Below are 13,273 nucleotides of genomic sequence, written 5' to 3' on the forward strand. Positions count from 1 at the left end.
GTTCCGCTCACCGCCGTGCCTCCTCGCCGTCGAGGCCCGCCGCCTCCGCCGGCCGGCCAGGTGCCGCCTCCCGGCCGCCGGGGCTCGGCGCGGGCCGGTGCCGCACGAGGCTCGTCTCGCAGTGGTCCAACCAGCGGATCTCCGCCTCGGCCTGGAACATCATCGAGTCCAGCACCAGCCGCCAGGGCAGGTCCTCGGGGCGGTCGCTGGCGTACTTCAACCGGGTCAACTCCTGCAACGCCCGCATGGTGGCGGCGCGCTGGGTCTGTACCACCGCGCGTACGTCCACGCCGGGGGTGGTCAGCGCCAGGGCCAGCTTGATGGCCAGCTCGTCGCGGGGGCGGTCGGTGCGGCTGATCGGGGTCGCGAACCAGAGCGCCAGGTCCGCCCGTCCCGCGTCGGTGATCTCGTACGGCCGCTGCCCGCCCTCGTTCTCCGGCAGTGCCCGCACCAGCTCGTCCCGCTCCAGGCGGGAGAGCGTGGTGTAGACCTGCCCGATGTTCAGCGGCCAGGTCGAGCCGGTCGACTCCTCGAAAGCGGCCCGGAGCTGGTAGCCGTACATCTCGCCGCGTTCGAGCAGTGCGAGCAGGCCGTGACGGATGGACATGGTTTCGGAGTATGCATACCTGGTATGCCACCCGCAACCGGGGGTAGCCGATCGGCACCCGACCGAATGACCAGCGGAAACACTCAGCGGCCGGTCAGCCCGGCCGGCCGGGGAAGGCGACGGTGACGGGGGTCACCCCGGCGGTGTGCCGCCAGCGGGTGGCCCGCACCGCGCAGTCGGTCAGCGCCGCGAGGGCCCGGTTGCGGTCCGCGCCGGTGGTGTGCGGCAGCGCCGCCCGCCAGAACGCGGCGGTGCGCTCCTCCACCTCGACGGCCAGCCGCAGCGCGCCGGCCGCGTCCGTGACCGGGAAGGGCAGGGCGTATCCGGCCTTGTCGGCGGGGACCGGGTTGCCGGCCGCGCTCAGCTGGAGCACCAGGGCGTCGCGCCGGGCCCGATGCGCGGACTCGGCCCGGCGGGCGGCCGTCCGGGCGGCGTCGGTGAGCCGTACCCCGATCGGCCCGTACGCGAAGACCGCGGCGTACTCGGCGGTGAGCGCGTCGGCCAGCGCCTGGAGCGGGCCGGACGGCGCCTGTCGACGGTTCACTTGAGCGCCTCCACGTGGGTGGCCCGGGCGGCGGCGATCGAGCCCACCAGCGCCGCCCGCTCGGGCGGCGCGACGGCGCAGAGCTTCGCCGCCGACTCGCGCCCGCCCCGCTCGGCCTTTCGCAGGGCGGCCAGCGTCGCTGCCCGGTCGCCGCCGTCGGCGCTGGCCCCGGCCGACGGGGTGGCCGGGGACGTCGAACGGCCGAGCAGCTTCGCCAGCTCGCCGGCGTGCGCCTCGTGGGCTTCCGCGATCGGGGTGAGTAGTCCGGCCAGGTCGGGGTCGGTGGCCAGCGCGGCGCGGTGCCGGCCGGCCAGCTCGCGTGCCTCGGCGGCGAGGGGTTCGAGCGGATCGGGGGCCGGGTCCGGTTCGTCGGCGCGGTCGAAAAGATCACAGCCCGTCAGCGGTGCGGTGGCACCGCCGAGTGTCAGCAGCGCGCCCGCCCGCAGCAGGTTTCGCCGGGAATGTCCGGGTGTCCGGTCGTGCGGTGTCGTTCTGCCCCTCGCCACCGGACAAGTCAACACCATACGAGCGGCTACGTGGGCGACCGGCGTCGGTGCGCCGCCCGGGCCGCCGACCCATGAGCGCGTTACGCTCTGCGCAACCACCGGCGGTACGCCCCGGTGGCGTGCCGGCATGGCGTCCCGACCGGGCGCCGTCGATCAAGAGAGGGTGCGCCAGATGACACAGCGTGGCGGTGCCACCAGGTCGACGGGGCCGACGGGGAAACCCCGACGCGCCGACGGCCCCCGGGGCGATGACCGTGTCGGCGGACCCCGCAACGACCTCGCGGCCCGGCGGGCCCGGTTGCGCGCGGTGATCGAGCCGGTGATCAACGAGGCCGGGTACGACCTGGAGGACGTCGCTGTCTCCCGGGCCGGCCGCCGGCACGTGGTGCGGGTGATCGTGGACGCCGACGGCGGGATCAGCCTGGACGCGGTCGCGGACGTCTCCCGGGCCGTCTCCGCCGCGCTCGACGCGGCCGAGGAGGCCGGCGGCGACATCCTGGCCGGCGAGTACCAGCTCGAGGTCAGCTCCCCCGGGGTGGACCGCCCGCTCACCCTGCCCCGGCACTGGCGACGCAACGTCGGCCGGCTGGTGAAGGTGACCGCCAAGGCCTCGGCCCCGGCCCCAGGCGGGCAGCCCACCGGCGACCGCCAGGTCGCCGGCCGGGTGGTCGAGGCCGACGACGATCGCGTGGCGCTGGAGACCGATTCCGGCCGTACGGAGTTCCGCCATGCCGAGCTCGGCCCCGGCCGGGTGCAGGTCGAGTTCCACCGCCTCGACGAGGCGGGCGACGACGAGCTCGGCGACAACGAAGACATTGACGACATCGACGACGAAGATGATGTGGAGGACGAGGAGAGGTGAACATCGACCTCGCGGCGCTACGCGCACTCGAGCGCGAGCGGGAGATCCCGTTCGACACGATCCTCGCGGCGATCGAGACCGCGCTGCTTACCGCCTACCGGCACACCGATGGGGCCGAATCGCACGCCCGGGTGGAGATCGACCGAAAGTCCGGCGCGGCCATGGTCTGCGCCCAGGAGCTGGACGACGACGGCAGCGTGGTGCGGGAGTGGGACGACACCCCGCACGACTTCGGCCGGATCGCGGCCATGACCGCCAAGCAGGTGATCCTCCAGCGGCTGCGGGAGGCCACCGACGAGGTGCACTTCGGCGAGTATGTCGGCCGCGACGGCGACCTGGTCACCGGCGTGGTGCAGGCGCACGAGGCGCGGGACATCAAGGGCATCATCACGGTCGACCTCGGCAAGCTGGAGGGCGTGCTGCCGCAGTCCGAGCAGGTCCCCGGCGAGCAGCCCAAGCACGGTGAACGGATCCGTTGCGTCGTGGTGCACGTCGCCAAGGGGATGCGCGGCCCGCAGATCACCCTCTCCCGGTCCCATCCCGCGCTGGTGAAGAAGCTCTTCGCGCTGGAGGTCCCGGAGATCGCCGACGGCACCGTGGAGATCGGCGCCATCGCCCGTGAGGCCGGCCACCGCACGAAGATCGCGGTGCGTTCCGCGACCCCGGGCGTGAACGCCAAGGGCGCCTGCATCGGCCCGATGGGCCAGCGGGTCCGCGCCGTGATGAGCGAACTGCACGGCGAAAAGATAGACATCATCGACTGGTCGGACGACCCGGCCACCTTTGTCGGCAACGCGTTGTCGCCGGCCAAGGCGCTGCGGGTCGAGGTGGTCGACCTGGCCACCCGGGCCGCCCGGGTGACGGTGCCGGACTTCCAGCTCTCCCTGGCGATCGGCCGGGAGGGGCAGAACGCCCGACTTGCGGCCCGTTTGACCGGCTGGCGGATCGACATCCGGTCCGACGCGGAGCAGCCCACCACGGGCGCCCGGGGAGGAGCCGATCACGTCCGGGAGCCGGGCGGAGCGATCTCGGGCCGCTAGGGGTAGACTCCTTCCGGTGGTACGACACGCGCTGCCGGAGCGCACCTGTGTGGGTTGCCGGCGGCGTGCGCCGGCCAGCGAATTGCTGCGGATCGTCGCGGTTGGCGACGAGGCTGGTTACAGCCTCCGACCCGATCCGGCTCGCAGGCTGCCGGGTCGGGGAGCGAACATGCACCCTGATCCGGCCTGCTTCGCGCTGGCGGAGCGGCGCCGCGCCTTCGGGCGTGCGCTGCGTGTCGCCGGGGTCATCGACCACGGTGAGCTTGCCGAGCATCTCGATGCGCCAACCACTACGTCCGGTCATCCCGACCGGGCGAGGGTCGCTAGCAGGGTAGGACGACCGACATGAGCACACGATGAAGTCCCTGAAATGACCAGGCTTCAAGTGCAGGAGTGAGGTCGCTGCGGGTACTGCCCGCACGACCTCGGAGTGAGGAGTGCAGTGGCAGGTAAGGCCCGCGTACACGAGCTTGCTAAGGAGCTCGGGGTCGAGAGTAAGACAGTTCTCGCCAAGTTGAAGGAAATGGGCGAGTTCGTGAAGTCGGCGTCCAGCACCGTCGAGGCGCCCGTCGCCCGGCGGCTGCGTAACGCGTTCGTCGCTTCCACCGGTGCCCCGGCGCCGGCCGCCCCACAGGTGGCCGCCCCGACGTCGACCCCGACGCCATCCCCGTCCCCGTCTCCGACCCCGGGTGCCCCCCGGGTCTCGGCCAGGCCGATGCCGCCGCGGCGGCCCGGCCAGGCGCCCGCCCCCGGCGCAAAGCCCAATGGGCCGCTTCCCGGCCCGCCGCAGCCGGCGACCCCGGTTGCCAAGCCGGCGAGCGCCCACGACATCGAAGTGGCGGCCGCCGAGGCGCGCGCCGCCGCGCTGAAGGCTGAGCAGGAGGCCGCAGTCAAGGCTGCCCAGGCCGCCCGCCAGCAGCAGCGTGAGAACGTCCGACGGGAGCCCCCGACCGAGGGTGGTCCCCGTCCCGGCCCGCGTCCGGCTCCCGGTGCGGGTCCGAGCGCGATGCCGCCCCGTCCGGGTTCACCGGCAGCCGGTCGCCCCGGCGCTCCGGCCCCGGGCCCGGGTGCCCGTCCGGGCGGTCGTCCTCCGGCGCGCGGCGCCGGTAACAACCCGTTCGGCATCCAGGGCGGCCAGCAGCGGCCTCCGGCCGCTGGTGGCGGCGGTCCCCGTCCGAACCCGTCGTCGATGCCGCCCCGGCCGAGTCCGGCCTCCATGCCGCCCCGGCCGAGCCCGGCCTCCATGCCGAGCCAGCGCCCGGCCACCGGTCGCCCCGGCGGCCCCGGCGCGGGTCGTCCCGGCGGTGGCGGTGGCGCAGGTCGTCCCGGTGGTCCCGGTGGCGGTGGCGGTGGCTTCCGTGGCGGTCCCGGTGGCGGTGGCCCCGGTGGCGGTGGCGGTGGCTTCCGTGGCGGTCCCGGTGGCGGTGGCCCCGGTGGCGGTGGCGGTGGCTACCGTGGCGGTCCCGGTGGCGGCGGTGGTGCTCCCGGCGGCGGTTTCCGTCCGGGTGCCCCGTCCGGTGGCGGCGGTCGTCCAGGTGGTGGCGGCCGTGGCCGTGGCGGCGGTGCCGCGGGTGCCTTCGGGCGTCCGGGCGGCAAGCCGACCCGGGGCCGCAAGTCCAAGAAGCAGCGCAGACAGGAGTTCGACAACCTGTCGGCCCCGACCATGAGCTCGGGTGCCCCCCGAGGTCAGGGTCAGGTCGTCAGGCTCTCCCGTGGCGCGTCGCTGTCGGACTTCGCCGACAGGATCAACGCCAACCCGGGTTCGCTGGTCCAGGAGATGTTCAACCTGGGCGAGATGGTCACCGCGACCCAGTCCTGCTCCGACGAGACCCTGCTGCTGCTGGGTGAGCACCTCGGCTTCGACGTGCAGATCGTCAGCCCGGAGGACGAGGACCGCGAGCTGCTCGCGCAGTTCAACATCGACCTCGACGCCGAGGTCGCCCAGGAGCGTCTGGTCAGCCGTGCGCCGGTCGTGACCGTCATGGGTCACGTCGACCACGGTAAGACCAAGCTGCTCGACGCGATCCGCAAGGCGAACGTCGTTGCCGGCGAGGCGGGTGGCATCACCCAGCACATCGGCGCCTACCAGGTCCACGTGCCGCACGACGGCGTGGACCGAGCGGTGACCTTCATCGACACTCCGGGCCACGAGGCGTTCACCGCCATGCGTGCCCGTGGTGCCCAGGTGACGGACATCGTGGTGCTGGTGGTGGCGGCCGACGACGGCGTGATGCCGCAGACGATCGAGGCGTTGAACCACGCCAAGGCGGCAGATGTGCCGATCGTGGTCGCGGTCAACAAGATCGACAAGCCGGATGCCAACCCGGACAAGGTCCGCCAGCAGCTGACCGAGTACGGGCTGGTCGCCGAGGAGTACGGCGGCGAGACGATGTTCGTCAACGTGGCCGCGAAGCCGGGCATCGGCATCGAGGAGCTGCTGGAGGCGGTCCTGCTGACCGCCGACGCGTCGCTGGAGCTGACCGCTCCGATCGACGGGCCGGCGCAGGGTGTGGCCATCGAGGCGCACCTTGACAAGGGTCGTGGCGCGGTGGCGACGGTGCTGGTGCAGAAGGGCACCCTGCGGGCGGGCGACTCGATCGTCGCCGGCGGGGCGCACGGCCGGGTCCGGGCGATGCTCGACGAGAACGGCAACCAGATCGCCGAGGCGGGCCCCGCCCGTCCGGTGCTGGTGCTCGGTCTCACCGCGGTCCCCGGGGCGGGCGACACCTTCCTCGCCGCGGCGGACGACCGCACGGTGCGCCAGATCGCCGAGCAGCGGCAGGCACGGCGGCGGGCGGCGTCCTTCGCCAACTCCCGCGGCCGGGCCACTCTCGAGACGCTCATGGAGCAGCTCAAGGAGGGCGAGAAGACCTCGCTCAACCTGGTGCTCAAGGGCGATGTCTCCGGTTCCGTGGAGGCCCTCGAGGACGCGCTGTTCAACCTCGACATCCCCGAGGAGGTCCAGCTCAGGATCATCCACCGGGGCGTGGGTGCGATCACCGAGAGCGACGTCATGCTCGCGAGCGCCTCGTCCGAGGCGGTCACGATCATCGGCTTCAACGTGCGGGCGGCCAACAAGGTCCGCGAGATCGCCGACCGCGAGGGCGTGGAGATCCGGTACTACACGGTCATCTACCAGGCCATCGAGGAGATCGACGCCGCGCTCAAGGGGCTGCTCAAGCCGGAGTTCGAAGAGGTCGAGCTGGGCAGCGCGGAGATCCGCGACGTGTTCCGCTCGTCCAAGGTCGGCAACATCTCCGGCTGTATCGTCCGGTCCGGGATCCTTCGCCGCAACGCCAAGGCGCGGCTGCTGCGGGACGGGCAGGTGGTGGCGGACAGCCTCACCATCAGCTCGCTCAAGCGGTTCAAGGACGACGCGACGGAGGTCCGCGAGGGCTTCGAGTGTGGTCTGACGCTGGGCGGTTACAACAACGTCCAGGTCGGCGACATCATCGAGACCTTCGAGATGCGGGAGAAGCCGCGCGCCTGACGCGTCTGATGCACTGATCAAGGGGTTTACGCCCGCAACGGCGTAAACCCCTTGATCATGTGGGGGTGACTGCGGGTATCGTCCGGGGCGATGTTCACCGGAACCGTGGTCTTCGACCTGCTGCTGCCTGGCGACTCCCGGTCGCTCAAGGCCAAGAGATCATATGTACGGCCGATCGTGGCGGCGCTGCGCCGCTTCGAGGTCTCGGCCGCCGAGGTGGGAGCGCTCGACCTGCACGGTCGGGCGGAGATAGCCGTGGCCGTGGTGGCTGCGGAGGGCGAGCACGTCCGCGAGGTGCTCGACTCGTGCGAGCGCATGGTGGCGGGCCGTCCCGAGGTCGAGTTGCTGTCGGTGCGCCAGCGCCTGTACGGCGACGACGATTGAACGGCCCGGCGGTGCCGCCCGTGACCGGCGGTCGGCCCGGCCGCGAAGGTAGTGTTCGAATTGTTGGTTGGTCGGAGCCGGCGGCGTTCCCCGTCGTCGCGCCGGCTGGGAGCGGTACGCCGTGGAGGTGGGCGAGATGACGGATCCGGCCAAGGTACGCCGGCACGCGGAGCGGGTGCGCGAACTGGTTGCGTCGCTGGTGCGGAGCCAGATCAAGGACCCCCGGCTAGGCATGATCACCATCACCGATGCCCGGATCACCGCTGATCTGCGGGAGGCGACGGTCTTCTACACCGTGCTCGGTGACGCGGCGGCGCAGGCGAGCACGGCGGCGGCGCTGGAGAGCGCCAAGGGAATGCTGCGCAGCACGGTCGGCAAGGCCCTCGGGCTGCGCCACTCGCCGTCGCTGGCCTTCGTCCTCGACGACGTGCAGGACCAGGTGAAGCAGATCGACGACCTGCTGACCCAGGCCCGCAACGCCGACGCCGAGGTGCAGCGGCTCGCCGCCGGTGCCCGGCACGCGGGCGACGCCCAGCCGTACCGGTTGGAGGACGAGGACGAGGACGGGGACTCCGCCGACGAGGGGACCGCCGACGAGGACACCCCGCGCGGCGCGGGCCGGCCGTGACCGGGCCGGCCGTGACCGGGCCGGCCGTGACCGGGCCGGCTGAGGTCGACTGGGCCGCCGCCGTCGCGGCGGTGCGTGGCCTGCCGGCCGACGCCCGGGTCCTGCTGATCTGTCACATCAACCCCGACGGGGACGCGCTGGGCAGCATGCTCGGCTTCGGGCTGGGCCTGCGGCAGCTCGGCGTACGCCGGTTGCAGGCGACCTTCCCCGGCCCGCCGGAGTTGCCCGAGGCGTTCCGCGCCCTGCCCGGGCTGGATCTGCTGGTCCCGGAGGCCGATGCGGAACCGGTGCCGGAGCTGGTCATCTGCTTCGACGCGGCGAGCGAGTCGCGGCTCGGTGGCCTGGTCGACCGGCTGGATACCGCCGGCGCCGCGCTGGTGCTCGACCACCACGCCTCGAACACCCGGTTCGGCGGGATCAACCTCGTCGACCCCCTTGCGGCGGCCACCTCGGTGGTGGCCGAGGAGCTGCTGACCCGGCTCGGGGTGACCGTGGACGCGGCGATCGCCGAGTGCCTCTACGTCGCCCTGACCACCGACACCGGGTCGTTCCGGTTCGAGGCGACCACCCCGGCGGTGCACGAGCTGGCGGCGCGGCTGCTGGCCACCGGCATCCGGCCCGGAGACATCTCCCGCCGGATCTTCGACACCCGGCCCTTCGGCGCGGTGCGGCTCTTCGGCGAGGTGCTCTGCCGGGCCCGCCTGGAGCCGGCGGCGGCCGGTGGCCACGGCCTCGTCTGGACGTACGCCACGCTCGACGACCTGGCCCGGCACGAGCAGCGACCGTACGTGCTGGAGGCGCTGATCGACTCGGTGCGGTGCACCGCCGAGGCGGACGTGAGCTGCGTGGTCAAGCAGGTCCGCCCGGCGGAGTGGGCGGTGTCGATGCGCAGCAAGGGTGCGGTCGACGTGAGCCGGGTCGCGGTTGTCCTCGGCGGTGGTGGTCACCGGCTCGCAGCCGGCTTCACCGGTCGAGGCACTGCGGACGACGTGGTGGCGAGCATCCGGGCGGAACTGGACAAGGCGCTCATCGAGGCGTAGATCAGGGAACACTCCGAGGGGTGTCGGTCTTCCCGCGCTCCGTGAGGACGGGGAGAATTGCGGGATGGATCACCCGAGCGAGCTCACCGTCACCGAGCCCCGGGTCTGGGACCGCCCCCTGGTCTCCGTGCCGGTGCTGGTCTGCCTCTCCCTCGTCGGCGGCCAACTACCATCCTTCTCCACCTCGGCGAACCTCTACACCCTCGGCACCGGGGGCGCATTGATCTGGCTGGGCCTGGGCAATCGGGTGCCCCGCCGGACGGCGCCCCGCCGGCTCGGTGTGGGCGCGGTCTGGTGGGTGCTCCCGGTGGCCGTGTTCGGTGTGTTCGAGGGGGCCACCTTCGTCCTGCACGCCGGCGACGAGTTCCCCACCTTCTCCCGGCTGGCCGACCCGTTGCTGAAGGACGAACTGGTCCGCTCGGCGGCCTGGTTCGCCTGGCTCGCCGCGTTCTGGGGGCTGGTGCGGCGATGATGCGGGTCCTGGCCATCGCCGGCTTCGTGGTCGCCCTGGCGCTCTTCGCCGCCGTCGAGTGGGCCGCCCGTCGCCCGGGCTCCCGGATCCCGTCGCTGGCCGACGTCTGCGCCTACGTGATGCGTTACGAGGTGGGCCCGGTGCCCGTCGGCCGGATCGGCCTGTTCGGCTTCTGGTGGTGGCTCGGCTGGCACTTTCTGGCCCGCTGACCGGTCCTCCCGGCGGGTCCGGGGAATCCTCGCCCGGGGAACCCGTTGTGTCCAGATGGCGGGAAGAGCGGGCAGTATGTGGACCTGAACGATAACTTGGGAAAAGACCGGTGCCGTGTCCCGCGACACTGGTCGGCGGTGGTGGTGCCACACCCGGCGTCGCCTCCTCCCAGGGTCCGACCGACCCGGGCTCACGCCCAGACCGGCCGTTCCGGCCACCCCGGACCGCCCGTCGGGTGCCAGCACGACCGGCCGCCGGGCCACCACGTTTCTCGTGGCCCGCACCCTGGAAGGACCGACCCATGCCGAACAAGCCCAAGCCCGAGAACACCGACGAGGCCCGCGAGCAGGCCCGCCGCGCGCTCCAGACGTCGATGGACACCCGTCAGTGACCCAGGCCGCCCGCTGGTGATGCCGACGCCCACGCCGTCGGCATCACCGCCCGCCCGGTCCGGGTCGACCGTTCCACCCGCTGACCCGTTCCGCTTCGCCGGCGGGTGACTCTCGCCCCTAGGCCGTCGGCGTGGTTCGCCCCCGGGTCCGGAATCGATTTTCCGCCCCCGGCCGTCACAGCAAACCGGGCACCGTCCGGAGCATCGTGATCGTCGGCAGTTCCGGCCCGGGCAAGACCACCGGGCCCGCAAGGCCGCCCGGCGGTTCGTCCTACCGGTCGGTCCACCTCGACCGGTACTACTGGCAGCCCGGCTGAGCCCCCTAACCACGGCCCCGCCGTGCTACTCCGCCCCGCTCGTCGGTCGAGCCCACGCTCCCGGCCCCGCCGCGCCACCCTGCCCCGCTCGCCGGTCGAGCCTCCGCTCCCGGCCCCCGCCCCCTCCGGCACCCCCGCCCCGTGACATTCCCCGCCCCGCCACCGCTCCCCATCCCCCTCACCGCGAGCGCCTCCGGCGCCCCCGTCGGCGCACCAGGGAGGGGTAAGTGGTGGGGGTTGTTGCGGTGCTTACGGGGAAGTGTCAGGATCGGCGGCGATGAGCCAACCCGTCGCCCCATCGCCCCCCGTCGCCTCGCCACGGCGGATCGCCACGTTGGCCCTGCCCGCCCTCGTGGTGCTCGCCGCCGAGCCCCTCTACGTCCTGGTCGACACCGCCGTGGTCGGGCACCTGGGCCGGTTGCCGCTCGCCGCGCTGGCCGTCGCGGGCACCGTGATGACCCTGATCGCCTGGCTGGGCACCGTGCTGGCGTACGGGATCACCGGGCGGGCCGCCCGCCGGTTCGGTGCCGGCGACCGGGCCGCCGCGGTGGCCGAGGGGGTGCAGGCGTCCTGGCTGGCGCTCGGCGTCGGGGTGCTGGTCGCACTCGGCATGCAGCTCGGTGCCGGCCCACTGGTCGAGGCGCTCGCCGGTCCCGGGCAGGTCGCCGAGGCCGGGGCCCGGTGGCTGCGGGTCGCCGCGCTCGGCGCACCCGGGCTGCTGCTCGCCGCCGCGGGCAACGGCTGGCTGCGCGGGGTGCAGGACACCCGCCGGCCGCTGTGGTTCGTCCTCGGCCCCAACCTGCTCTCCGCGCTGCTCTGCCCGCTGCTGGTCTACCCCGTCGGGTGGGGGCTGACCGGTTCGGCGGTGGCGAATGTGATCGCCCAGACAATCTCCGGCGGGCTCTTCGCCGCCGCGCTGGTCAGCGAGCGGGTGGCGCTGCGCCCCCGGCCCCGGGTGATCCGCCAGCAGTTGGTGCTCAGCCGGGACCTGCTGGTCCGGGGGGTCGCCTTCCAGGCCAGTTTCCTGTCCGCCACCGCCGTGGCGGCCCGCTTCGGCGCGGCGGCGGTCGGCGCGCACCAGATCGCCGTACAACTGTGGTTCTTCACCGCCCTGGTGCTCGATGCCATCGCGATCGCCGCGCAGTCGCTGGTCGGGGCGGCGCTCGGGGCCGGCGACGCTGCCGGCGCGCGCGCCCTGGCTCGGCGGGTAGCGCTGCTCGGCGCCGGGTGCGGCCTGGCGTTCGCGGCGCTCATCGCCGTCGGGGCCGGCATCGTGCCGGGGCTGTTCAGCTCGGATGCGCAGGTACGCGAGCAGGCCGAGGTCGCCTGGCCCTGGCTGGTGGCGTTACAGCCGATCGGCGGCGTGGTGTTCGCCCTCGACGGGGTGCTGATCGGCGCCGGGGACGTGCGCTACCTGCGTAACCTCACCATCGTCGCGGCGTTCGGCGGCTTCCTTCCGGCGATCTGGTTGACGTACGCGTTCGACCTGGGCCTCGGCGGGATCTGGGCCGGGCTGACCCTGTTCGTGCTGCTCCGGCTGGCCGCCCTGCTGCTGCGGCTGCGCTCCGGGGGCTGGGCGGTCGTCGGCGCCGTCCGCTGAGGCGGCGCAAGGAAGTGCGCCTTGTCAACGCCTGCGTGAGAGGGGGCGGCAGGGGCCGGTCAGCAGGAGCCGGGGACGCGAGTGGGCCCTTCCGGGTCGAAGATGTCCGTCAGGGGCCGCCCGCGGGCCGGCCCCACCTCGCGGTTGTACACAAAGGGTTCCACGTCGAGGAAGCCGCTCTCTCCCAACTCGTCGCACCGGGCGTTCCAGTAAACGGTCTGGGCGGTGCTCAGCCAGAGGCCCCGCGCTGAGGGCGAGACGTCGTCGGGATGGGGCAGGTGCCAGATCACGGTGTCCCGGACGACCACCAGATCGGCCTCGGGCGGGGCCTGGCCGGCCCGCCGATCAAAGGCGTACACCCAGGAGAACCGGGTGGTGACCGCCAGCACCCGGATCCCGTCGGCGTCCTCGGTGGCCTCGTAGCCGACCTTTCCCGAGACCCTGATCTCCTTCTTCACACGGAAGCTCTGGTCGATCCGGGTGGCGAAGTACCGGAATTCCGGGGTGTCGGCGTCGAAGTGCGACGAGAGGCCCTCGCCGGCGTCCTTGGCGAGCACGGCGAGAAACGACTGGGGGTTGCCGTTCAGCATGGTGGTGCTGAGGCGGCTCTCGACCAGCGCCCGCCGGGTCGTGTCGAGGGCCGTCCGCACCTGCGCCTCGCTGAACGGGCCGGTGGCCTCGGCCGGGGGCAGGCGGATGCCCTCCTCGCCGACGGCGAACGTGGCGGCGGGGGTGCCGGCGAAGGGGTCCCGGGGCTCGGTGGGATCCGGCGAGGCCGTCGGCGCCGGCGAGGCCGTCGGCGCGGTGCCGGTGCGGACGATGTCGACGACGGTACCCACGACGGTCGCCGTCGCGCCGATCAGGGCGACCGCCCCCAGCGCGACGGCGCCGGCGAGGAACTTCCCGCGATGCCGCGCCCAGGCCAGCCGCCGCCGCTCCGCCCGGTTCAGCTCCTGGTCCGTGCCCACCTGGCGCATCCAGTCCGGCAGTCGGACCTGCTCATCGACGTGGGCGACGTCGTACCGGTTCTGTCCGGTCACCGGGGCCGGTTCGGCGTCCGGGGCCGGAGCCGGGATCAGGGCGGCGCTCGGGGTCGAGGTCGGCGTCGGGGTCGAGGTCGGTTCGCCGTCCGGGCCGGGGGCGGGGGGCGGGACGAGAGGCTGCTCGTCTGTCATCGTGGGG

The 13,273-nt window shown here is 73.2% G+C and carries 14 protein-coding genes; 10 read left to right on the top strand and 4 right to left on the bottom strand.

Annotation, left to right across the window (positions count from 1 at the left end; translation table 11 throughout):
* Nucleotides 1-7: 7 nt before the first annotated feature.
* From SNR22_RS05300 to SNR22_RS05310, 3 genes are all read right to left on the bottom strand, one after another.
* On the bottom strand, nucleotides 8-607 hold the full coding sequence (locus SNR22_RS05300; protein ID WP_320065299.1) for a PadR family transcriptional regulator: 600 nt from the start codon (nucleotides 605-607) through the stop codon (nucleotides 8-10).
* Between the two features lie 94 nt (nucleotides 608-701).
* Nucleotides 702-1,151, bottom strand: coding sequence for a ferritin-like domain-containing protein (locus SNR22_RS05305; RefSeq protein ID WP_320065300.1), 450 nt, complete (start codon nucleotides 1,149-1,151; stop codon nucleotides 702-704).
* Nucleotides 1,148-1,600 carry a hypothetical protein gene (locus tag SNR22_RS05310; RefSeq protein ID WP_320065365.1) on the bottom strand — a complete coding sequence of 151 codons (453 nt, stop codon included), beginning with the start codon at nucleotides 1,598-1,600 and terminating at the stop codon, nucleotides 1,148-1,150. The genes SNR22_RS05305 and SNR22_RS05310 overlap by 4 nt, the downstream gene beginning before the upstream one ends.
* 229 nt (nucleotides 1,601-1,829) lie before the next feature.
* On the opposite strand from SNR22_RS05310, the gene rimP reads away from it, so the two are divergent.
* The 10 genes from rimP (at nucleotide 1,830) to SNR22_RS05360 (ending at nucleotide 12,091) form a co-directional block, all read left to right on the top strand.
* Nucleotides 1,830-2,519, top strand: coding sequence for a ribosome maturation factor RimP (gene rimP, locus SNR22_RS05315; RefSeq protein ID WP_320065301.1), 690 nt, complete (start codon nucleotides 1,830-1,832; stop codon nucleotides 2,517-2,519).
* Nucleotides 2,516-3,559, top strand: coding sequence for a transcription termination factor NusA (nusA, locus tag SNR22_RS05320; RefSeq protein ID WP_320065302.1), 1,044 nt, complete (start codon nucleotides 2,516-2,518; stop codon nucleotides 3,557-3,559). The genes rimP and nusA overlap by 4 nt, the downstream gene beginning before the upstream one ends.
* A gap of 16 nt (nucleotides 3,560-3,575) precedes the next feature.
* A complete protein-coding gene (locus tag SNR22_RS05325) occupies nucleotides 3,576-3,908 on the top strand; it encodes a YlxR family protein (RefSeq protein WP_320065303.1) in 333 nt (110 codons plus the stop codon).
* Nucleotides 3,909-4,001: 93 nt separating this feature from the next.
* On the top strand, nucleotides 4,002-7,049 hold the full coding sequence (infB, locus tag SNR22_RS05330) for a translation initiation factor IF-2 (RefSeq protein WP_320065304.1): 3,048 nt from the start codon (nucleotides 4,002-4,004) through the stop codon (nucleotides 7,047-7,049).
* A 90-nt stretch (nucleotides 7,050-7,139) separates the two neighbouring features.
* Nucleotides 7,140-7,433, top strand: a complete 294-nt coding sequence (locus tag SNR22_RS05335; RefSeq protein ID WP_320065305.1) for a DUF503 domain-containing protein — start codon at nucleotides 7,140-7,142, stop codon at nucleotides 7,431-7,433.
* A gap of 136 nt (nucleotides 7,434-7,569) precedes the next feature.
* Complete coding sequence (gene rbfA, locus SNR22_RS05340) at nucleotides 7,570-8,061, top strand: 30S ribosome-binding factor RbfA (protein WP_320065306.1); 492 nt, start codon at nucleotides 7,570-7,572, stop codon at nucleotides 8,059-8,061.
* A gap of 26 nt (nucleotides 8,062-8,087) precedes the next feature.
* Nucleotides 8,088-9,101 carry a bifunctional oligoribonuclease/PAP phosphatase NrnA gene (locus tag SNR22_RS05345; protein WP_320065307.1) on the top strand — a complete coding sequence of 338 codons (1,014 nt, stop codon included), beginning with the start codon at nucleotides 8,088-8,090 and terminating at the stop codon, nucleotides 9,099-9,101.
* Between the two features lie 64 nt (nucleotides 9,102-9,165).
* A complete protein-coding gene (locus SNR22_RS05350) occupies nucleotides 9,166-9,573 on the top strand; it encodes a hypothetical protein (protein ID WP_320065308.1) in 408 nt (135 codons plus the stop codon).
* Entirely contained in the window at nucleotides 9,573-9,782 is a 210-nt protein-coding gene (locus tag SNR22_RS05355) for a DUF6186 family protein (RefSeq protein ID WP_320065366.1), read from the top strand. The genes SNR22_RS05350 and SNR22_RS05355 overlap by 1 nt, the downstream gene beginning before the upstream one ends.
* A gap of 986 nt (nucleotides 9,783-10,768) precedes the next feature.
* Nucleotides 10,769-12,091, top strand: coding sequence for an MATE family efflux transporter (locus tag SNR22_RS05360; protein WP_320065309.1), 1,323 nt, complete (start codon nucleotides 10,769-10,771; stop codon nucleotides 12,089-12,091).
* Between the two features lie 59 nt (nucleotides 12,092-12,150).
* On the opposite strand, the gene SNR22_RS05365 is transcribed toward SNR22_RS05360, so the two are convergent.
* Entirely contained in the window at nucleotides 12,151-13,266 is a 1,116-nt protein-coding gene (locus SNR22_RS05365) for a hypothetical protein (RefSeq protein WP_320065310.1), read from the bottom strand.
* Nucleotides 13,267-13,273 lie beyond the last annotated feature (7 nt).

This window comes from Micromonospora sp. RTGN7 (genome assembly GCF_033804645.1).
Taxonomy (GTDB): domain Bacteria; phylum Actinomycetota; class Actinomycetes; order Mycobacteriales; family Micromonosporaceae; genus Micromonospora.

Excerpts from the sequence above, each read along its gene's own strand:
- SNR22_RS05300 (WP_320065299.1), bottom strand. The coding sequence starts at position 607 with ATGTCCATCCGTCACGGCCTGCTCGCACTGCTCGAACGCGGCGAGATG.
- rimP (WP_320065301.1), top strand. The coding sequence starts at position 1,830 with ATGACACAGCGTGGCGGTGCCACCAGGTCGACGGGGCCGACGGGGAAA.
- SNR22_RS05335 (WP_320065305.1), top strand. The coding sequence starts at position 7,140 with ATGTTCACCGGAACCGTGGTCTTCGACCTGCTGCTGCCTGGCGACTCC.
- rbfA (WP_320065306.1), top strand. The coding sequence starts at position 7,570 with ATGACGGATCCGGCCAAGGTACGCCGGCACGCGGAGCGGGTGCGCGAA.
- SNR22_RS05350 (WP_320065308.1), top strand. The coding sequence starts at position 9,166 with ATGGATCACCCGAGCGAGCTCACCGTCACCGAGCCCCGGGTCTGGGAC.
- SNR22_RS05355 (WP_320065366.1), top strand. The coding sequence starts at position 9,573 with ATGCGGGTCCTGGCCATCGCCGGCTTCGTGGTCGCCCTGGCGCTCTTC.
- SNR22_RS05360 (WP_320065309.1), top strand. The coding sequence starts at position 10,769 with ATGAGCCAACCCGTCGCCCCATCGCCCCCCGTCGCCTCGCCACGGCGG.
- SNR22_RS05365 (WP_320065310.1), bottom strand. The coding sequence starts at position 13,266 with ATGACAGACGAGCAGCCTCTCGTCCCGCCCCCCGCCCCCGGCCCGGAC.